Below are 18,047 nucleotides of genomic sequence, written 5' to 3' on the forward strand. Positions count from 1 at the left end.
TCCTCTTGCCGCCGGCGACAACAAAATCTTGTCCGGGTGACATTCCGCGGCCGCATACCCGTTGCGAATGGCGGGCGATCGAGCCGCCACGCCGCCTGCCGCTACGTCAGGAAGACGCCTGCCTGAGGCCGCATCCTGCCCATCGGCGGCATGGTGGTGATCAGCGCCCGGCTCTCGTCGAAGCGGATGCCGGGCACCATCAGCGGCAGCATGGGGGCGGCGTCGACGATGGCGATCAGCATGGCGCCGGCGTGCTCGGGGTCGAGCGCCGGGTCCACCTCGCCGCGCGCTTGGCCGGCCTTCAGCGCCTGCGACAGGAGCGCGCGCACGCCATCGGTGTTGCGGGCGAGGATGGCGCGGACCCGCTCGTTGCGCCCCGCCTCCGCCAGAAGCTCGAACAGGATGCGGCAGTGGGCGGTGTCCTCCCAGCTCTCCATGCTCCAGATCTCCGAAAGCAGCATGGTTGCGGCATCGCTCGTCTCCTGCTGCCGGCCGAAGACGCCGTGCAGGCGCGCGAGGTACTCGTCGGCCATCTGCTCGACGATGGCCTCCATCGTCGCCGATATCGGCGGCCAGACCTATTATGCCTGGGTGACGACGTCCTTCGTCGTCTCGGCCATCGTCGCCCTGCTCTTCGCCCTTCTCGCGCAGCGCGCCTTTGCCGGCATGGGCGGTTCGCCGCACCGTACGCCCGTGCCCGTCGCCTCGCTCGTGCCGCTGGTGCTTGCCACTATCGCCATCAGCCTCAGCGCCATCGTGCCGATCGGCTGGTCGACGCTGGCGACCGTCGGCGCCGGCCTCGCGCTCCTCGTCCTCTTCGTGCTCGTCGAGCGGCGCGCGCACAACACCATTCCTGCCGCGTATCACCTACCGGCGCGGCAATGCGCTGAAATGGGGCTATCTCACCATCGCCGCGCTCAGCGCCGGCGTCATGGTGGAGACCTTTATCCCGCTCTTCAGCCAGCAGCTCGCCGGCGTCGGCCCGCTGGTCGGCGGCCTGCTCGGGCATCGGCCTTGCCTGACCCCTGCTCGGCGTTGCCGCCATGAGCAGCACGCATGACCCGGCCGAGGGCGGCAAGGCGACGGCCGCGATCACCACGACCCAGCTCATCGCCTTCTCCGTCACCTCGGCGCTTGCCGGCACGCTGATGGCGGCCGGCGGGGACGTGGCGGTCGATGCGGCGCGCTATGTCGTGCTCGGCGTCGCGCTCCTGACGCTGCTCGGCATCCTCACCGCCGGCATCGCCACCCGGCGCTGAAACGTAAGGGGCATGCCGCTCACAGCGTGGCGAGCCGGCTGTTGTCCAGCCGGCCGCCATAGGCCGCGCGCATGGCGATCTTCTCCTCCAGCGCGGCGATGACCGTGTCGGAGAAGTTGGTCTCGTAGAGCTGCGCCAGATTGCCGAGCCCGCCCGGGGTGAAGACGTTGATCTCCAGGATCTTGTCGCCGACGATGTCGAGGCCGACGAGGAACATGCCGTCCTCGACGAGCTTCGGGCGCACCGCCTCGACGACGGCGAGCATGGCGGGTGTCACCTCCACCGGCGCCGGCCCGCCGCCGACATGCACGTTGGAGCGGATCTCGCCCTTGGCCGGCACGCGGCGGAAGGCGGCGTATTTGCCGTCGCGCATCAGCGGCCGGCCGTTCATCACGAAGAAGCGCACGTCGCCCTCGCTCGCCTCCGGCATGAAGCTCTGGGCGATGAGATAGCCCTCGCCGCTGACCGCCTCGAAGATCTGGTTGAGGTTCTGGTCGTCGGCCGAGGCGACCTTGAAGACGTTCTTGCCGCCCGAGCCCTGCAGCGGCTTGATGATCGCCCCCTTCTTCTTCTGCCCGGCGATGAAGCCGCGGATTTCCTCGATGCTCTTGGAGACCAGCGTGGCCGGGCGCACGGAGGGCGGGAAATCCTGCAGGTAGAGCTTGTTCTGCGCCTTGGCGAGGCCGGCCGGATCGTTGACGACCAGGGTGCCGCGCAGCGCCGCAAGCCGCCCGAACAGCGCCCCGGCATGGGCCGCCCAGGGCCGGTCCGTCACGTCGAGCGAGGGGTCGTTGCGCAGGAACAGGACGTCGATCTCCGCGACGTCGAAGATGCGCGTTTCGGTGTTCTCGCCCTGCAGGTCCTTGTGCAGCGTCTCCGGCTTCTTGTAGCCCGAGGAGGGCAGCACCAGGCCGCGCACGGCAAGGCTGTCATCCGCGCGCAGCACGAAATCGCCCGGCGTGACGTAGCAGATCTCGTGGCCGCGGTTGAGCGCGGCGAGCGCCAGCGTCGTCGTGGTGAACTGCGGGGTTTCGTCGGCAATCGAGTTGACGAAGAAAGCGATGCGCATGGAGAACCTCCTCAGGCGATGAGATCGAGGGGTGAAAGACCGGCACGCAGCCGGGCAAGGCGCTCGTCCGCGCCCTTGGCGGTCATGAATTGCGGTGTCAGGCGGGGCGCCTTGAGCAGGCCGCGCAGGCTGAGCTCCTGCATGACGGCGAAATGGCGGGCCGCGATCTTGCCGAGCCAGAACGGTTCGAGATCGCCGCCGCCGCGCAGATGCGCGAGGATTTCCAGGAGGCCGCGCAGATAGACCGCATCCTTGGCAAGGCCGCCGCCGCGGTGGAGGCGAAGCGCGATGTTGAAGGCGGCGGGCGAGGTAAAGCCATGCTCGCGCGCCAGCAGCCGGTAGGTCTCCACGAAACCCGCCCCGCCCAGCATGGCGGCGCAGGCGACCACCCTCGCGGCGATCAGCCGGAGGCGGGCCGTCGTCATGCCGCCGACGAGATATTCCGCCAGCACCGCCAGCCCCTCCTGCGCCCCCTCGTAGCCTGCAAGGCCGGAGCGGAAGAGCCGCAGCCCGTGGCCGGAGCCGTTGCAATAGGTCAAGAGATGCACGCCGACCTCGTGGCTCAGCAGCGCCTCGACCCGCTCGCGCGCCATCGTCGTGGTGCGGGCGATCAGCAGCCGGTCGCTCGACACCATCAGCCCCGGCGGAAGGTCGTTGCGCACCTCGACGCTCGGCGCGAAGGCGGAGAACTGCGCGCTGTAGCGATCGATCATCGCCCGCGCCCGCCGCTCGACATAGCGATGGTCCACCTCTTGCGGGGCTGCCTTGCGACCGGGCTTGGCGGTCGCCTCCAGAATGTCGCTCGCCGCCTTCGCCAGCCGGCCGTCGACGGAGCCGTAGAGCGCCCGGCTCATCTCGACGAAGCGGGCATCCTCGCGGGCGGCGAGCATGGAAAGCTGGAGGTCCAGTTCCTGCTGCTTCTCGCCGTAGAGCCGCTCCAGCACCGGATCCTCGAACCGGTCGAGGGCAATGGAGAACAGCGCCTTCTTGCGCGCGGCGATGTCGATGGCGAGCGGGCGGTAGAGAAAGGTCGGCGCGCGCTCGCAGCCGGCCGCGCGGAAGGCTTCGAAGGCCGCGTCGGCATTGATCGGCGTCACCGCGAGCAGGAAATCGAAGCTGGCGGCGATGTCGTCCATGGCGCGGTCGGCGCGCGCCACCGCCTCGACGAAGACGCGACGGCCGAGCGCCCGGTGGGTGGCGGGCGCCAGCGCCGTCTCGCTGCGGGCGAACTGGCCGGCGGCCCGCAGCCCGGCATCGACCAGCCGGGCGACCAGCCGGCCCTGCAGTTCCGGATAGACGGCGCGCGAGGTCGGCACCCGGTAGATCGGCGCGACGCGCACGGTGAGCGTCGGGATATCCGGCAGGCGCCGGGCAAGGCCCGCATGGGGATCCTCGGCAAGCGTCGGCCGCGCGATGCGCGGCGCGCGGTAGCGGCCGTCGATCTTCTCCACCGCCCCGACGAAGGCCGACTGCGCGCGCTCCGCCGCCGCATCGGGCGAGGCCGAGACGCTGATCTCGAAGGGCGCGAGATAGGGCGTGTCCGCGGCGAGCTGGTCGCGCGCGAGCTCACCGAAATCGAGCACGAGAAAGGCGCCGAATTCCTCGCGCATCCGTTCGCCGACGAGGCGCACGATGGCCGCGGCGTCGGAGAGGTTGCCGGCCAGGAGATAGGCAGCATTGGCCATGGTGGCTGCGCGGGCCGCAGGAGCCGAGCGCCGGTTCACATGCACGGCGAGAAACGGCAGCGGGCGATCGAGGTGGAGCCGGCCGCGGCGCGGCAGGTCGAGGCGGACGGGAAGGCCGCGCTCCAGTGCCTCGGTGACGGCAGCGAGCGGGTCCACCGCCTTGCGGGCACGCCCGCTCATGGCCCGTCCCCGCCGGGCATGGCCCGGAGAGCGCCTTCGAGCACCGGCAGGCTGGCGCGGATGGCGGCGCGAAAGGCGGCGATCGCCTCCCGGTCCGGCGCGCCCGTCCATTCGTCCATGAAGATCTTCTTGAACTCCACGGCGATGGCGCAGCCGCGGCCGGGGAAATGCTGGTGCACGAAGCGCGTCTGCTCGCCCTTGCCGGCAAAGGCGACGTTTTCCCGGACATCGAGTTGCCGCCCGGGGAAAGGCTGCGCCCGCAGGCAGGCCATGAAGGCATCGACCACCGGCGCCCAGAACGCCCTGTCCATGGAGAAGGTGCCGATATTGATGTCCGGCGCCTCCGCCTGCGCGGTCGGCGGCCCGTCGGGGCCGGCCCGGCGATGGTTGTAGCTGTGCATGTCGAGGAGGACGAAGCGGCCATGGGCACGCGCCATGTCCGCAAGCAGGGTCTTCAGCATGGCATAGTAGCCGTCGTGCTGGGCAAGCAGCGTCTCCAGCACTTCGTGGCCGGGCGGTTCGGCCCAGATGTCGAGGCCCCAGGCCTGTTCCGGGCGCAGATAGACGGCGCCGTCGCGCGGCCGGTTCAGGTCCACCTCGAAGCGTGAGCGATGGACGACGATCCGGTTGCCGATATCCGTGATGAAGGCGGCGGTGAAAGGGTCCTCCTCGCGCAGCCGGCCGGCAGCGTCGAGCTTCATGCGTGCCGCAAGGTCGCTGCGCAGCAGGTGGCCGTCGTGAATGGCGGTGCCGATGACCGGCGACTGGCCGCGTGCAACGCTCCAGAGCGCCCCTTCCCGCCGTTCATCACTGTCGATCAGGTCCGTCATGCAGCCATAACGCGAAAGACGATTTCGAGTTCCCTTGCCTGCGCCAGGTCGATACAGTGCGCCTTGCACAGCCGTGCGAAAACCCGCGCAAGACCGATGGCGGGAAAGGCGGTGCGATCCCGCGATTTCACGCTTTTCCGGGGAAATTCATCACGCTGCGGCTTTGCACAGCGCGAAGAATATGCGCAAGTATGCACAAACGCATCCGGAGGCAGGAAGACGTGACGACATCCAGGTCCAGGCCGAAAAAGGCCTCGGTCAGCGCCATTCGCGTGGCCGAGCTCGCGGGCGTCTCGCGCTCGGCCGTCTCGCGCACCTTCACCGACGGGGCCAGCGTTTCGCCGGCGACGCGCGCCAAGGTGCTCGCGGCGGCGGAAAAGCTCGGCTATCACGTCAACCACCTGGCGCGCGGGCTGATCCACCACCGGTCCGGCATCGTCTGCATGATCGTGGCGGAGCTGCAGGCGCCCTTCCATTCCAATGTGGTGGAGGTCACCACGCGCAAGCTGCAGGCGATCGGCAAGGTGGTGATGGTGCTGAACACGGCCGGCCAGCCGGACAATGTCGAGGCGGCGCTGCGCCAGACGCTGAACTACCGCGCCGACGCCACGGTGGTGGTGTCCGGCGCGCCGCCCGTCTCGCTGATCGAGACCTGCATCGAGAACGGCCAGCGCGTCATCCTCATCAACCGCGACGACCCGATCGAGGGGCCGGAGATCGTGCTGGTGGACAATGAGAGCGCGGCGCGCGAGGCCTGCCTCATGCTGCACCGGGCCGGCTGCCGGCGCCTGGCCGTGGTCAGCTCGACGGCGGGCACGCCGAGCATCGTGACGCGCGAGCAATCCTTCGTCGCCGCTGCCGCCGAGCTCGGCCTCGAAGCGCAGGTCAGCCGTGCCGGGCCGACCAGCTATGCGACCGGCGCGGAAGGCGCCCGCCAGCTGCTCGGCGCCTCCAGCCGGCCGGACGGCGTGTTCTGCGTCACCGACCTCCTGGCGCTCGGCTTCATGGACGTGGCGCGGCTGGAATTCCGCCTCGACATCCCCGAAACGCTCTGCGTCGTCGGCTTCGACGACATCCCGCAGGCCGGCTGGATCGGCTACAACCTCACCACCTTCCGCCAGCCGATCGGCGAGATCGCCGACCATATCGTCGCCATCATCGAGAAGGACGAGGCCGACCCCGCCCCGCCCAAGCGCCTGCCGACGCAGGTCGCCTGGCGCAAGAGCGTGCGGCCCTAGAATCTGTCAGGTTCATTCCGAACCTGACAGATTCCAGGTTTCTTTGTTTTCGTTTGTCTCTTCGGGAAAACCGGTTCCCACTTTTCCCTGACAAACTCTAAAGCGCCCGGACGACGAGGTCGGGCAGGCTGAGGGAGAAATCCCGGTTCGGCGGGCGGTCGAGATAGGCGCGCATCATGCGCAGCAGCGTGGAAAAGCGGGCCGGCAGGCCGTCGCCCTCGATATGCGGCGCCTTTGCGCAAAGGTCGCGGTAGAAGGCCAGCCGGTCGGGCGCGATGTCCGCATGGCTGAGCTCGCCCGCCTTGCGCAGCCGATACCAGTCCTCGACGAGCTCGTTGAGGCCGAAGCCCGGCGCGCTGGTGCGGTCGAGCCCGAGCGCTTCGAGAAGGTCGGCGACCGTCGCCGTGCGCACGAACTCCACCATGTCGCGCGGCCATTCGCGCGCGAGGTAACGCCCGTGCACGAGATTGACGAGATGACGGCTGAGGAAGGTGCCGTGGTCGGGCGCTGAGCTCGCGGCGGGCTCTTCCGCCCCTTCCCGCGCCGCCTCGGTGCGATAGGCCGCAAAGGCCGCGTCGTGGCCGGGCACCTGCCGGAGGCAGAGCGTGCGGATCTCGCTGCGATCGGCGTAGAGATCGACGATCTTCAGGCCCGGGCCGTAGCCGACCGGCGAGGGAACCGCGATATTGACGAAGCGCCCCGCGCCCGTTTCGTGCCGCGCCGTGTCGTTGACATGGAGATGGCCGGAGAAATGCAGGGGGACGCCGGTCGCGGCAAAGGCATCGGCCACCGCGGCCGTCGGCGCGCGGCGGGCAAGGCCGGTGGGGCCGAACAGTGCGACCTCCTCGCTCGACACGCCGCCGAGCGGATCGAGCGCCGGATAGTGCGAGAAGGCGAGGAGCCGCTTGCCCCTGGCCTTCGCCCGCGCCGCCACATCCGCCATCCAGGAAAAGAGATGGGCACGATGCGCGAGCACGGCCCGCCAGCCGCCATCGGTCGGATCGTGGAACTCAGCGGGATCGGCAAGATCGCCCGCCCCGTCGCGCGGCACGCAGACATTGGCGTCGATGGCGAGCACCCAGAGGCCTTTGACAGGCTCGACGAGATAGGAGGAATCGATCATCCGGCAGCGCGTGCCGCCGTCCGGGCTCACCGCCTCGTAGCTGCGGGCCTGCCAGGCCGGATCGGTGCCGAAGGGGCTTTCCCAGTGGAGATCGCCGGCCTCGGGCATGAAGCCGAGGCCGGAGAGCATGGCGAGCGCCTCCGCCGTGCCGAGCGTCGCCGCCTCCGGGCAATCGGCGCTTCTGAGGAGCAGCGGCGTGCCGTCGGCCATCAGGAAGCTCTTGTCCTGCGGCCGGCCGGCAAGGGCGTAGAAATCGTGGTTGCCGGGGGTCATCAGCACGCGGATGCCGTGGCGCTGGCGGTACTCCTCAACAAGGGCGAGCGCGGCGCGGATGTTCGGCCGCTGGCCGTCGTCGGTGAGGTCGCCGACGAGGAGCACGATCCTTGCGCCGGCCTCGGCGACGCGGTCCAGCGCCGCGCGGAAGGCGGGGATGCTCTCGTTGAAGACACGCGTCGAGGCGGCGGTTTCAGTGAAGCTGCGGATGGCGCCGGGCAGGCCGGAACCATCAGGTATCCAGGCGCAGTCATGCACATGCGGATCGGCGATGACGGCGATGCGGATCATGCGGTGGCCCTTGCGGGCGCGGCGGTGCGGACGCGATCGGCCTCGACGAGGCGCACCCAGCCGGCGGCACTCTCGGCGGCGGCGACCAGCATGGGCTTCGGCGTCTCGTGCCATTCGTCCGGGCGCAGCTCGCGCTTCACCCGCACATGGTCGACCGCGGCGGCAAGCGTCGGGAATTCGCTGGGGATCTGCAGGTGCAGCAGCAGTGCGGCGAGGATCACCGAGCGCGAGCGCCCCGCCCGGCAGTTGACCAGCACGTTGCCACGCTCGCGCATCGGGTAGCTCGGCTTTTCCGGCAGGACCTGCTGCAGCGCGCCGAGGAGCTGGTAGTAGCCCGCAAGGAACATCGTGTCGGGATTGCCGGGGCCGTCGACGATGCCGAGCTTGTAATAGCGGATGGGCGCCGGTCCGTAGCCGACGCGGCTGTCATGCGAGACCTCGTCGGGCGCCGCGACATAGTTGAAGTCGAGATTGACCGCGCAGTTGAGCACGGTGGAAATGCCGTTCTCGCGCAGCAGCGGCACGTCCGACGCCCCCTCGCGGCCGCCGACGAAGAGATCGACGCCGAAGCCCGGCAGGTTTTCGTAGACGCGGCTGATCGGCGGGCGGTCGTAGTGGCGGGTGGGTTTGTCGGTCATGCGGTTCTCCGATGCGCTTCTTCCGCCGCGGCCAGCAGGTCCGGCCCGGTCAGAAGGGGAATGCCCGTCGCCTCCGACAGGATGGCGGCGACGCCGGGCGCGGCGGCCAGCACCGCCGCGCCGGCGGTCAGCCCGCCGAGCGACAGGAACGGCCCCGTCACCCCGCCCGCCTCGCGCACGAGGAGGAGGCCGGCAAGGCAATCCCAGGAATTCATGTGCAGTTCCGCATAGCCGTCGCTGCGCCCGTCCGCAACATAGGCGAGCCCCAGCGCCCCGCAGGCCCCGCGCCTGACATTGCTGCCCGCCTCGAACAGCGCGTTGAGCGCGCCGATATAGCGGGCGAGCGGCCGGCGGTTCGACCAGCCCATCTCGAAGGAGGTGGCGGCGATGTCGCTCGTGGCGGAAACACGGATCGGCGTGCCGTTGCGGCGCGCCCCGCGGCCGAGGCGGGCGAAATAGACCTCGTCCAGCACCGGGTTGACGATGGCGCCGAGCTGCACCTCGCCCCTGGCGATGAAGGCGATGGCGACGCAGAAATGCGGGATCGCCCGGGCGAAATTGGCCGTGCCGTCGATGGGATCGACCACCCAGGCCTGCCCGCCCGGCTCCCCGCCGCCCTCCTCGCCGAGGAAACCGTCCTCGGGGAAAGTTTTAGAAATCCGGGCGCGCAGATGGTCTTCCACCTGCCCGTCCGTCTCGGTGAGATAGTCCTGCGGGCCCTTCATGCTGACCGCCTGCCCCGTCTGCCGGGCAAAGCCGGCGCGGGCAAGCTCCGCCGCCTCGCGGACAAGCGCGTGCAGGAAGGCCTCCCGGCGGTCGATCGCCCCCTCGTCAATGCTCATGTGCCTTGTCTTTCCTGCCTTGTTCGTTTTTCATCTCATCGTTGCCGCCGCAAGGGCGGCAGGCGGGCCGGGGAACGGCCCGCCCGTCTTTCGCTCAGCGCTTGTAGTGGACGCGCCAGAAATCCTGCCAGTCCTGCCGGCTGTCCCAGTCTTCCAGGCCCGTCGCCGGGTCGTAGTTCAGCAGGGCATCGAGATGCTTGCCGATGCCCGACGGCTCGTCGTCCGGCAGGCCGACCGTGCGGTTGCTGGACAGCTTGCCGTCCTCGGCCTGCGGCGCGATGCCCTCGGCCGTCATGGCATAGTGGACGAAGAGCTTTGCCGTGTTCGGGCTGTCCGAGCCCTTGACGATGACACCGACCGTCGGGTTGGAGAAGCCGATGATCGGATCCACCCCGGCGCACAGGCCGAGCGAGAAGCCCTTGCCCGCATTGTCGCGGAACTTGGCCGAGGCGACGAGGCCGACGAAGGGCTCGCTCTGGCCGGGCGCGGCGACGGCCTCGCCGGCGGCGGAATCGGAATCCGTCAGCAGCGGGCCGTTGGCGGCAAGCGCCGCGACGAAGGCCTCGGTCGCGCTGCCGAGGTCGGTTTCCAGCTTTTTGCCGTACTGCTTCTCGTAGGCGGCGGCGATCTTGTCGTCGATGCGGCTGCGCATCTGGTTGAACCAGTCGGTGTAGGACGGCTTGCCGAGCGGGTCCTGCAGGGCGACCTTGCCCTTCCACTCCGCCTCGGTGAGCTGCCAGATATTGGTGATCGGGCATTTGTCGTAGAGCTTGGTGTTGTAGGCGAGGAAGTTCGGGCTCGACACGACGAGCAGCGGGTTGTGCGCCTCGGGCGAGATGTCCTTGGCCAGATCCGGCGGCACCCAGTTCTCCACGAAGCCGGCGGGCATCAGCTGGCCGACCACCGCCGAGGGGTCGGAGATGAAGGACACGTCCGTCTGGATGTTGCCCGACTGGGATTCGCGGATGATCGTTTCGAGCTGCGCGGTGGCCTTGGATTTCGAGCCCTCCGCCTTCAGCCCGTATTTGGCGTTGAACGCCTCGACCATGTCGACGATCTTGCCGGTGCTGTCATAGACCGACAGCGGCGGCTCCTTCTTCGCCGCCTCGATGAGGGCGTCGAGGTTGAAATCCTCCGCCAGCGCCCCGCCGGCCATGCATAGCGCCAGCGCGGCGCCTGCCAGTAAACCGTATTTCCGCATGTTTTCCTCCTCCAGCTTCGCCCCATCCGTCTCTTCCCATCGGATGGCGCGGGTTTCAGTTTCCGTTTCGGTTCAGGCGGCGCGCGCCAGCGTGTCGTCCGCGCCGGCGAGCCTCAGGCCCGCCGCGTCGAAGACGTGCATGGCCGTCGGCCGGGCATGGACGAAGACCCGTTCGCCGCCCTTCAGCACCGGGCATTCGGTGGTGGTGGCGAAGAGGGCGCGGCCGTCGACCTTCAGTTCGATGATCCAGCTGCCGCCGGTCGGCAGGATGCCGGTGACCTCGGCCGCATGGCGGAAGCTGTCGCCGGGAACGGCAGCCTCCGAGCGCGCGATCTGCAGGGCCTCGGGCCGGAAGCCCACCGAGCCGACCCCCGCGCTCTCGCCGAGCCGACCGGCGAGCCAATGCGATGCGGCGCGATCCAGCGCATGGCCGGTCGCGGTTTCGAGAATGTTGATCGGCGGACTGCCGACGAATTCGGCAACGAAGCGGTTCGCCGGCCGGTCGTAGATGTCGTTGGGCGTGCCGAGCTGCTGCAGCCGGCCCTCGTTCATGACGGCGATGGAGGTGGCGAGCGTCATCGCCTCCCACTGGTCGTGCGTGACGAAGACGATGGTGGTGCCGAAGGCGGCATGGATGCGCTTCAGCTCGGCGCGCATTTCGAGCCTCAGGCGCGCGTCGAGGTTGGACAGCGGCTCGTCGAGCAGCAGCACGCCGGGATTGACCGCCAGCATGCGGGCGAGCGCCACGCGCTGCTGCTGGCCGCCGGAGAGCTGCGAGGGGTAACGGTGCCGGTACTTCTCGATGTCCAGCGCCTTCATGACCTCGGTCACGCGCGCCTCGCGCTCGGCCTTCGGCACCTTGCGCAGGCGCAAGCCAAAGTCCGTGTTGCGCTCGATGGTGAGGTGCGGCCAGAGCGCATAGGACTGGAAGACGAGGCCCATGCCGCGCTTTTCCGGGCCGATGAAGGCGCCGCGCGCCGGACTGTCGACGATCTTCTCGCCGACGCCGATCTCGCCGTCCGTCAGGTTCTCCAGCCCCGCGATCATGCGCAGCGTCGTCGTCTTGCCGCAGCCGGAGGGGCCGAGCAGGCACATGAACTCGCCGTCGCGGATGTGAAGGTCGAGGTCGCTCACCGCGTTGGGCGAGCCAGCGCCGTAGGATTTCTGCACATTGCTGAGAACGATATCGGGCATCAGTTTCCAAGTCCCTCGGCAAGGTTGGTGCGGGTGATCCGCTGGGCGAGCACCGTGCCGCCATAGGCAAGGCCGGCGATGATCAGCACCACGGCATTGGCGGCCTGGGTGTAGTTGTAGTCGACGAGGCGCAGCGAGAAGGTCGTCAGCACGTCCGTGGCGGGCACGGCGAGGATGACGAAGAGGCTGAGCCCCTTGATGCCCGAGATGAAGGGCAGGAGGATGCCGGTGACGAGCGAGCCCTTCTGGATCGGGATGACGATCGACGTCATGCGGCGGAACCAGCCGGCGCCGACGATCTGCGCCGCCTCCTCCGGGTCCTTGCCGAGCTGCATCATGGCCGAGATGCCGGCGCGGGACGCATAGGGCATCTGGTCCGCCATCAGGGCGAGGATGAGGATCAGCGTCGTGCCGTAGAGGCCGGGGATCGGCCCGCGCTGCACGGCGAAGAGCGAGAGATAGGCGGCTGCGAAGGCGATGCCGGGCACCAGATAGGGCATGAAGGTGACCTGCCGCAGGAAGATCGCCAGCGGCCGGATGGTGGTGCGCACCACGACATAGCCGGTGAGCACGCCGAGGATGCCCGAGCAGACCGAGGCGATGCCGACGATCCAGATCGTGTTCAGCGCCGCCTGCCAGAGATCGGGGCTGAGCAGGATGCCGGTGCGCATGGCGACCGTCGGCAGGTCCCGGCCGATCCAGTAATCGAGCGTGAAGTTCGACAGGGCGAAGCTGCCGGGCTGGTGCATGACCGTCGAGAGCGCCAGCGTCAGGAGCGGCATGCCGACGGAGACGATGAAGACGGCGGCGGCAAAGCCGCTGGCCGGCCAGCGCCAGGATTTCAGCCGCGACAGCCGGTTCATCGCGCCCTTGGAGCCGACGGTGACGAAGCGGCGCGCCTCGCGGGCCAGATGCGCATCGATCATGATGGCCAGAACGCCGATCAGCATGATGGCGCCGGCGAGCACACCCGCAACGCCGGTCTGGCGCGAACCGATGGAACGGTAGAGCGAGGTCGCCAGCACGTCGAACTTCACCGGCAGGCCGAGCACATAGGGCACGCCGAACTCGCCGAGGCATTTGGCGAAGATGAGCAACACGGCCGACAGCAGCGCGGGGCGCATCAGCGGCAGGATGATCTGCAGCGCGACCACCCGGCCCGGCGCGCCGAGAATGCGGGCGCTGTCCTCCAGCTGGCTGTCGAAGCGGCGCAGCGCCGAGCCGAACAGCAGGATGACGAAAGGGGTATAGTGCAGCGCGAGGATGATGGTGATCGGCACCTGGCCATAGGCGAGCCAATCGGGTGGCGACAGTCCGATCGCCTCGAACCAGCCCGGCTGGCCGCCGACGGTGCGGTTCTTGAACAGCGTTGTCCAGGCGAGCGCGAAGGTCCAGGCCGGCAGCATGTAAGGCACGATGAGGGCGGTGGCGAACCAGCGGCGGCCGAACATGTCGGTGCGCGCGATCAGCCAGGCGAGCACGCCGCCGACCGACAGCGAGATGGCGATGGCGCCGAAGGCCACCTTCAGCGTGTTTAGAAGCGGCTCCCAGAAGAGATCGTGCGCGACGGGCGAGGCGAAGGCGCGGTAGAGATAGTAGGTGGTGACGCTGCCCGTTTCGCCCGCCGTGCGCCGCTCGTCGCCGAACTGCACGGTGGCCGCGTCCGAAAGGATCGACAGGATCGGCACCACGATGAGATAGGCAAACAGCGCCGCCATCAGAACGGCGATCACCGTCGTCGGCTCGCGCAGCGCCAGCCGCAATCTGTAACGCCAGCGCGCGCCGCCAACGGGCGCTGGCGCTACAGTCGCATCAGACGTGGCCATGGAGCCCGCCTTGTGCGTTGCGGCACGTTTTTCCAGCAGTCTTCGCAAAGCCGTGCAATGTTTCCTCCCCTGCCGGCTTCCGCCGGCCACCGCACCGAATTCGACCAAACCGGGAATGTTTCCTCCCATCCCGGCCGGTCAGTGGGTGCAGTCAATCATTGAGGGTCGGCACTTGTCAACACAATATTGCACAGCCGTGCATCGGCGCGCAAAACCGGCCGGCTAGGCAAGCCCGGCCAGCCTTTCGAGGTCGGCGCGGGCGCCCGGGCCGGCGGCGGCGACCGGTGCCCCCCTGGTCAGCCGTTCGCCCTCCACCGGGAAGGGGTGATGCCAGCCGCCGGCCTCCTTCACGAGGCAATAGCCGGCAAGGCAATCCCAGGCGTGCATGTAGGGCTCGTAGTAGCCGACGAGCCGGCCGGCCGCGACATAGGCGAGCATCAGCGCGCCCGAGCCGTTGCGGATGAAGGTGCCGCCGGCCTGGAGCAGCCGGCTGATGATGTCGGCCATGACTTCCGGCGCCACATGGCTGTTGGCGCCGATGCCGGTCATGGCGTTGCGCACGTTGCGGGTGGGGTCGAGCGTCAGGACCCTGCCGTTGAGCTTGGCGCCCCTGCCGGCGGCGGCGGCATAGAGCTCGTTGTGGCAGGGTGCGCCGATGACGCCGATGACGGGCTCATTGTCGTGCAGCACGGCGATCGAGACGCACCAGTTCGGCATGCCGCTGACGAAGGGCGCGGTGCCGTCGATGGGATCGACGACCCAGGTATAGCCGGAGCTGTCCGCGGTATGGCCGAACTCCTCGCCGAGGAAGCCGTCCCCGGGAAACGTCGCCTCGACCCGCTCGCGGATCAGCTTCTCCACGGTGCGGTCGGCGATGGAGACGACGTCCTGCGGGTCGCGCTTGGTCTCGATCACCAGGCTGTCGCGGCGGTTGAAATAATCGAGCGCCATGGCCCCCGCCTCCTGGGCGATGGCCTTGGCGAGGACGAAGCGCCTGTCGAGGTCCGTCTCTTGCGACGTCATGCTGTTCTTCCTTGGTGTATCAGTTGCTGATGAGGGCGATGCCGCGGTTCTTGAAGCCGAGCGTGGCGTCGGAGGCGGCGGGCAGGATGCGGTCGACGGCATGGTCGACGATGAAGAGCGTACCGACATCGGTCTCCACCTCGTATTCGACATGGTCGCCGAGATAGGCCGAATGCAGGATGCGGCCGGCAAGCCCCTCCCCGCGGCCTTCGGCGAGCGTCACCGCGCCGGGGCGCACGGCAAGGCTGGCGGCGCCGGGCCTCGCCCGGCCGGCGGGTACGCGGTGCTTCAGGCTGCCGATGCGGATATCGGCCTCGGTGCCGTCGATGCCGACGACCTCGCAGGCGATGACATTCGCCTCGCCCATGAAATCGGCGATGAAGGAGGAGGCCGGGAACTCGTAAAGCTCGCGCGGGGCGCCCGACTGGGCGATCTCGCCGTCCTTCATGACGATGATCCGGTCGGAGACGGCGAGCGCCTCGTCCTGGTCGTGGGTGACATAGACGGCGGTGAAGCCGAGGCGCTGCTGGAGCTCGCGGATCTCCGTACGCACCCGGCGGCGCAGGCGCGCATCGAGGTTGGAGAGCGGTTCGTCGAGCAGCAGCACCTGCGGCTCCAGCACCAGCGCACGGGCGACGGCGACGCGCTGCTGCTGGCCGCCGGAAAGCTCGGCCGGCAGGCGCCCGCCCATGCCGGCAAGGCCGACGAGCGCCAGCCCCTCCTCCGCCCTCTCCCGCGCCTCCTTGCGCGAAAGGCCGGAGGATTCGAGGCCGTAGGCGACATTGTCGAGCGAGCTCATGTGCGGGAAGAGCGCGTAGGACTGGAAGACCATCGAGACGTCGCGCTCATTGGCCGGCAGCATGGTGACGTCCTTGCCGCCGATGAGGATGCGCCCCGCCGTCGGGTGTTCCAGCCCGGCGAGCATGCGCAGCGTCGTCGTCTTGCCGCAGCCGGAGGGGCCGAGCAGGGTGACGAGCGTGCCGGGCTCGATGGTGAGCGAAAGGTCGGGGATGGCGGTGAAGGCGCCGAAGGCCTTCTTCACGTTCTCGAACGTGACGGAGCCGGCTTTCTGGTTGATCATGCGGTTTTCTCCTGACGAGAGGGGGCAAGGCCGGCGACGCGGTTTTCACGGCGCAGGCGCCGTTCGCCCACGAGAAGCTGGAAGCCGGTGATGACGGTGATCATCACGACGATCAGCATGGAGGAATAGGCGATCGCCACGCCGTATTCGCCGTTTTCGACGAGGCCGACGATATAGGAGGTCGCCATGTTGTATTCGGCGCTGACGAGGAAGATGACGGCGCTGATCGAGGTGATGGCGCGCACGAAGGAATAGACGAGCGCGGCCGTGATGGCGGGCCGCAGGAGCGGCAGGATGACCTTGCGGATGGTGCGGAAGCTGCCGGCGCGCAGCGTCAGCGAGGCCTCGTCCAGGCTCTTGTCGAGCTGGCTCATCGCCGCGATGCCGCCGCGCACGCCGACCGGCATGTTGCGGAAGACGAAGCAGGCGATCAGAATCAGCGCCGAGCCGGTCATTTCCAGCGGCGGCAGGTTGAAGGCCATGATGTAGCTGACGCCGATGACCGTGCCGGGAATGGCGAAGCTCATCATCAGCGCGAACTCGAAGACGTTCTTGCCGGTAAACTTCTGGCGCACGATGATATAGGCCGTCAAAAGGCCGACGATGGCCGTCAGCGGCGCGGAGATCAGGGCGATCTCCATGGTCGTCCAGAAGGAGTTCCAGGCGACGCCCGTCCAGGCGATGCCCCAAGCAGTGCCATTGTCGAAGCTGATGGAGAAGGCCTTGGCGTAGTGGTCGAGCGTCAGCGAATTGTCGAGGCCCCAGGTCTTCACGAAGCCGCCGACGAGGATCATGCCGTAGACGACCAGGGTGAAGAGGCCCCAGGGGATGACGATGGCATGCACGCCGATCGACAGGCCGCGCGGCAGCGCGATATGCGCCCCGCTGTCGCCCTTGCCCGTAACGGTGGCGAAGTTCTTGCCGGACAGCCAGAAACGCTGGGCGAGGAAGGCCGAGAGCGTGAAGGCGAGCAGAACCATGGCGAGCACGGCGGCGCGCGAGGGATCGTTCTGCGAACCGACGACGGCGAAGAAGATCTCCGTCGAGAGCACGCCGTGGCTGCCGCCGAGCACCAGCGGATTGCCGAAATCGGCCATGCTCTCGATGAAGCCGATGAGGAAGGCATTGGCGAGGCCCGGCTTCATCAGCGGCAGCGAGACGCGCCGGAAGGTGCGCCAGCGGTCGGCGCGCAGCGTCGTGGAGGCCTCCTCCATCGACGGGCTGACGCCCTCGACGACGCCGATCAGGACGAGGAAGGCGATCGGCGTGAAGGAAAGGACCTGCGCGATCCAGATGCCGGTGAGGCCGTAGAGCCAGCGGCCGGGCTCGATGCCGAAAAGCTCCGAAAGCCCCTGCGTGATGACGCCCGCGCGGCCGAAGAGCAGCGTCAGCGCCAGGCCGATGACGAAGGGCGGCGTGATGATCGGCAGGATGGTGAGGAGGCGCAGGCCCTTCTTGTAGGGAAAGCGCGTGCGGGTGGCGACCAGCGCGAAGGCGAGCCCGAGCAGCGTCGAGCCGAGACCGGTCATGATGGCGAGCCACAGGGTGCGCCAGGCAACGCCGCAGCGCCCCGCACCGATGACGCAGTTCAGGCTCCAGATGCTCGGATCCTGAAGGTTGCGGATGAAATTGTCCGGGTTGAACGAGCCGTCGAAATCCTGCACCGCGCCGGTGAACATGCTGCCGATCGGATAGAAGACGAAGACGGCGACGAGGAAGACGAGCAGCGAGATGGCGCTGATGACGAAGGCATCGCCCTTCATGACGCCGCGCTCGGCAAGGCCGAAGGAAAAGAGCAGCACGAAGACGACGGCCGAGAGCACGGCGCCGGCGCCCATTGCGGGCTGGCCGTCCGGGAGCATGCCGAACAGGCTTTCGCTGATCGTCCACGTCCAGCCGGAAAAGCCGATGGCAAGGCCCTGCAGCGACAGGAAGAGGACGCCGAGCGCGCCCAGCCAGGCCAGCGCGGCGCCGCGGCGCATCGGGTCCGCCATGCCGCGCGCCGCGCCGGCGAGGATAAGCAGCAGAACGACGCCGGCAAGCCACAGGCGGCCATGCGCGGCGATCTGCACGAGGCCGGGCGCGGCCTCGGTGGAAAGGGGGAAACCGGCCAGCCAACCGAACCCGTAGAAGCCGCCGTCGATCCGGTACCAGGGCAGAAGGGTCAAAGCGACCACGCCCAGGATCAGGACCACGTCCAGCCTGCGATTGCCATGTCTCATGGCCGACCTCGCTATGGTGTGTCGTTTCGGGAAGACGGCGCCCGGAGGAGACGGGCGCCGTCCATCAGGCCG

Annotated in this window: 16 protein-coding genes; 3 read left to right on the top strand and 13 right to left on the bottom strand. The window is 68.6% G+C overall.

The features are described from left to right. Window positions 1–101: 101 nt before the first annotated feature. Entirely contained in the window at window positions 102–554 is a 453-nt protein-coding gene (locus shn_RS26530; RefSeq protein WP_064333524.1) for a TetR family transcriptional regulator C-terminal domain-containing protein, read from the bottom strand. Here shn_RS26530 and shn_RS36005 point away from each other — a divergent pair. Together shn_RS36005 and shn_RS26540 are read left to right on the top strand one after the other, a co-directional pair. Then, window positions 544–1,047 (top strand): hypothetical protein, encoded by a 504-nt coding sequence (locus shn_RS36005; protein WP_145926068.1) that lies wholly within the window; start codon window positions 544–546, stop codon window positions 1,045–1,047. The two genes, shn_RS26530 and shn_RS36005, sit on opposite strands and share 11 nt — an antisense overlap. Further along, complete coding sequence (locus shn_RS26540; RefSeq protein ID WP_064333526.1) at window positions 1,044–1,259, top strand: hypothetical protein; 216 nt, start codon at window positions 1,044–1,046, stop codon at window positions 1,257–1,259. Before shn_RS36005 ends, shn_RS26540 begins: the two co-directional genes overlap by 4 nt. Before the next feature lie 19 nt (window positions 1,260–1,278). Here the strand turns inward: shn_RS26540 and shn_RS26545 are convergent, their stop codons facing one another. The 3 genes from shn_RS26545 to shn_RS26555 are packed head-to-tail and all read right to left on the bottom strand — an operon-like array spanning window position 1,279 to window position 5,023. Then, window positions 1,279–2,328, bottom strand: a complete 1,050-nt coding sequence (locus shn_RS26545; RefSeq protein ID WP_064333527.1) for a glutathione synthetase — start codon at window positions 2,326–2,328, stop codon at window positions 1,279–1,281. 11 nt (window positions 2,329–2,339) lie between these two features. Further along, window positions 2,340–4,193, bottom strand: a complete 1,854-nt coding sequence (locus shn_RS26550; RefSeq protein WP_064333528.1) for a flavohemoglobin expression-modulating QEGLA motif protein — start codon at window positions 4,191–4,193, stop codon at window positions 2,340–2,342. After that, window positions 4,190–5,023: an N-formylglutamate amidohydrolase gene (locus shn_RS26555; protein ID WP_064333529.1), complete on the bottom strand. Its 834-nt coding sequence runs from the start codon at window positions 5,021–5,023 to the stop codon at window positions 4,190–4,192. The genes shn_RS26550 and shn_RS26555 overlap by 4 nt, the downstream gene beginning before the upstream one ends. Before the next feature lie 191 nt (window positions 5,024–5,214). Between shn_RS26555 and shn_RS26560 the strand changes: the two genes are divergently transcribed. Then, window positions 5,215–6,261, top strand: coding sequence for a substrate-binding domain-containing protein (locus shn_RS26560; protein ID WP_064333530.1), 1,047 nt, complete (start codon window positions 5,215–5,217; stop codon window positions 6,259–6,261). Between the two features lie 97 nt (window positions 6,262–6,358). Here shn_RS26560 and shn_RS26565 read toward each other — a convergent pair whose 3' ends face one another. The 9 genes from shn_RS26565 to shn_RS26605 form a co-directional block, all read right to left on the bottom strand. Next, window positions 6,359–7,948 (bottom strand): metallophosphoesterase, encoded by a 1,590-nt coding sequence (locus shn_RS26565; protein WP_064333531.1) that lies wholly within the window; start codon window positions 7,946–7,948, stop codon window positions 6,359–6,361. Then, window positions 7,945–8,586, bottom strand: coding sequence for a dual specificity protein phosphatase (locus tag shn_RS26570; protein WP_064333532.1), 642 nt, complete (start codon window positions 8,584–8,586; stop codon window positions 7,945–7,947). Before shn_RS26570 ends, shn_RS26565 begins: the two co-directional genes overlap by 4 nt. Next, window positions 8,583–9,428, bottom strand: coding sequence for an inositol monophosphatase family protein (locus tag shn_RS26575; protein WP_064333533.1), 846 nt, complete (start codon window positions 9,426–9,428; stop codon window positions 8,583–8,585). Before shn_RS26575 ends, shn_RS26570 begins: the two co-directional genes overlap by 4 nt. A 94-nt stretch (window positions 9,429–9,522) precedes the next feature. Beyond that, the gene (locus shn_RS26580; RefSeq protein ID WP_064333534.1) at window positions 9,523–10,629 is read right to left on the bottom strand and encodes an ABC transporter substrate-binding protein; all 1,107 of its coding nucleotides are present in this window, start codon (window positions 10,627–10,629) and stop codon (window positions 9,523–9,525) included. A gap of 72 nt (window positions 10,630–10,701) precedes the next feature. Continuing rightward, complete coding sequence (locus shn_RS26585) at window positions 10,702–11,823, bottom strand: ABC transporter ATP-binding protein (RefSeq protein ID WP_064333535.1); 1,122 nt, start codon at window positions 11,821–11,823, stop codon at window positions 10,702–10,704. Beyond that, window positions 11,823–13,649: an iron ABC transporter permease gene (locus shn_RS26590; RefSeq protein ID WP_064333536.1), complete on the bottom strand. Its 1,827-nt coding sequence runs from the start codon at window positions 13,647–13,649 to the stop codon at window positions 11,823–11,825. Before shn_RS26590 ends, shn_RS26585 begins: the two co-directional genes overlap by 1 nt. 222 nt (window positions 13,650–13,871) lie before the next feature. Further along, entirely contained in the window at window positions 13,872–14,672 is an 801-nt protein-coding gene (locus shn_RS26595; RefSeq protein WP_064333537.1) for an inositol monophosphatase family protein, read from the bottom strand. Window positions 14,673–14,691: 19 nt separating this feature from the next. Beyond that, window positions 14,692–15,753, bottom strand: coding sequence for an ABC transporter ATP-binding protein (locus shn_RS26600; RefSeq protein WP_064333538.1), 1,062 nt, complete (start codon window positions 15,751–15,753; stop codon window positions 14,692–14,694). Further along, window positions 15,750–17,975 carry an iron ABC transporter permease gene (locus shn_RS26605; RefSeq protein ID WP_064333539.1) on the bottom strand — a complete coding sequence of 742 codons (2,226 nt, stop codon included), beginning with the start codon at window positions 17,973–17,975 and terminating at the stop codon, window positions 15,750–15,752. The genes shn_RS26600 and shn_RS26605 overlap by 4 nt, the downstream gene beginning before the upstream one ends. Between the last annotated feature and the right edge of the window lie 72 nt (window positions 17,976–18,047).

The sequence above is a fragment of the Shinella sp. HZN7 genome (genome assembly GCF_001652565.1).
GTDB classification, from domain to species: Bacteria; Pseudomonadota; Alphaproteobacteria; order Rhizobiales; family Rhizobiaceae; genus Shinella; species Shinella granuli.

Bases quoted from the DNA above. Each gene is read 5' to 3' on its own strand.
- shn_RS36005 (WP_145926068.1), top strand. From the start codon at position 544: ATGGCCTCCATCGTCGCCGATATCGGCGGCCAGACCTATTATGCCTGG.
- shn_RS26530 (WP_064333524.1), bottom strand. From the start codon at position 554: ATGGAGGCCATCGTCGAGCAGATGGCCGACGAGTACCTCGCGCGCCTG.
- shn_RS26540 (WP_064333526.1), top strand. From the start codon at position 1,044: ATGAGCAGCACGCATGACCCGGCCGAGGGCGGCAAGGCGACGGCCGCG.
- shn_RS26545 (WP_064333527.1), bottom strand. From the start codon at position 2,328: ATGCGCATCGCTTTCTTCGTCAACTCGATTGCCGACGAAACCCCGCAG.
- shn_RS26550 (WP_064333528.1), bottom strand. From the start codon at position 4,193: ATGAGCGGGCGTGCCCGCAAGGCGGTGGACCCGCTCGCTGCCGTCACC.
- shn_RS26555 (WP_064333529.1), bottom strand. From the start codon at position 5,023: ATGACGGACCTGATCGACAGTGATGAACGGCGGGAAGGGGCGCTCTGG.
- shn_RS26560 (WP_064333530.1), top strand. From the start codon at position 5,215: ATGCACAAACGCATCCGGAGGCAGGAAGACGTGACGACATCCAGGTCC.
- shn_RS26565 (WP_064333531.1), bottom strand. From the start codon at position 7,948: ATGATCCGCATCGCCGTCATCGCCGATCCGCATGTGCATGACTGCGCC.
- shn_RS26570 (WP_064333532.1), bottom strand. From the start codon at position 8,586: ATGACCGACAAACCCACCCGCCACTACGACCGCCCGCCGATCAGCCGC.
- shn_RS26575 (WP_064333533.1), bottom strand. From the start codon at position 9,428: ATGAGCATTGACGAGGGGGCGATCGACCGCCGGGAGGCCTTCCTGCAC.
- shn_RS26580 (WP_064333534.1), bottom strand. From the start codon at position 10,629: ATGCGGAAATACGGTTTACTGGCAGGCGCCGCGCTGGCGCTATGCATG.
- shn_RS26585 (WP_064333535.1), bottom strand. From the start codon at position 11,823: ATGCCCGATATCGTTCTCAGCAATGTGCAGAAATCCTACGGCGCTGGC.
- shn_RS26590 (WP_064333536.1), bottom strand. From the start codon at position 13,649: ATGGCCACGTCTGATGCGACTGTAGCGCCAGCGCCCGTTGGCGGCGCG.
- shn_RS26595 (WP_064333537.1), bottom strand. From the start codon at position 14,672: ATGACGTCGCAAGAGACGGACCTCGACAGGCGCTTCGTCCTCGCCAAG.
- shn_RS26600 (WP_064333538.1), bottom strand. From the start codon at position 15,753: ATGATCAACCAGAAAGCCGGCTCCGTCACGTTCGAGAACGTGAAGAAG.
- shn_RS26605 (WP_064333539.1), bottom strand. From the start codon at position 17,975: ATGAGACATGGCAATCGCAGGCTGGACGTGGTCCTGATCCTGGGCGTG.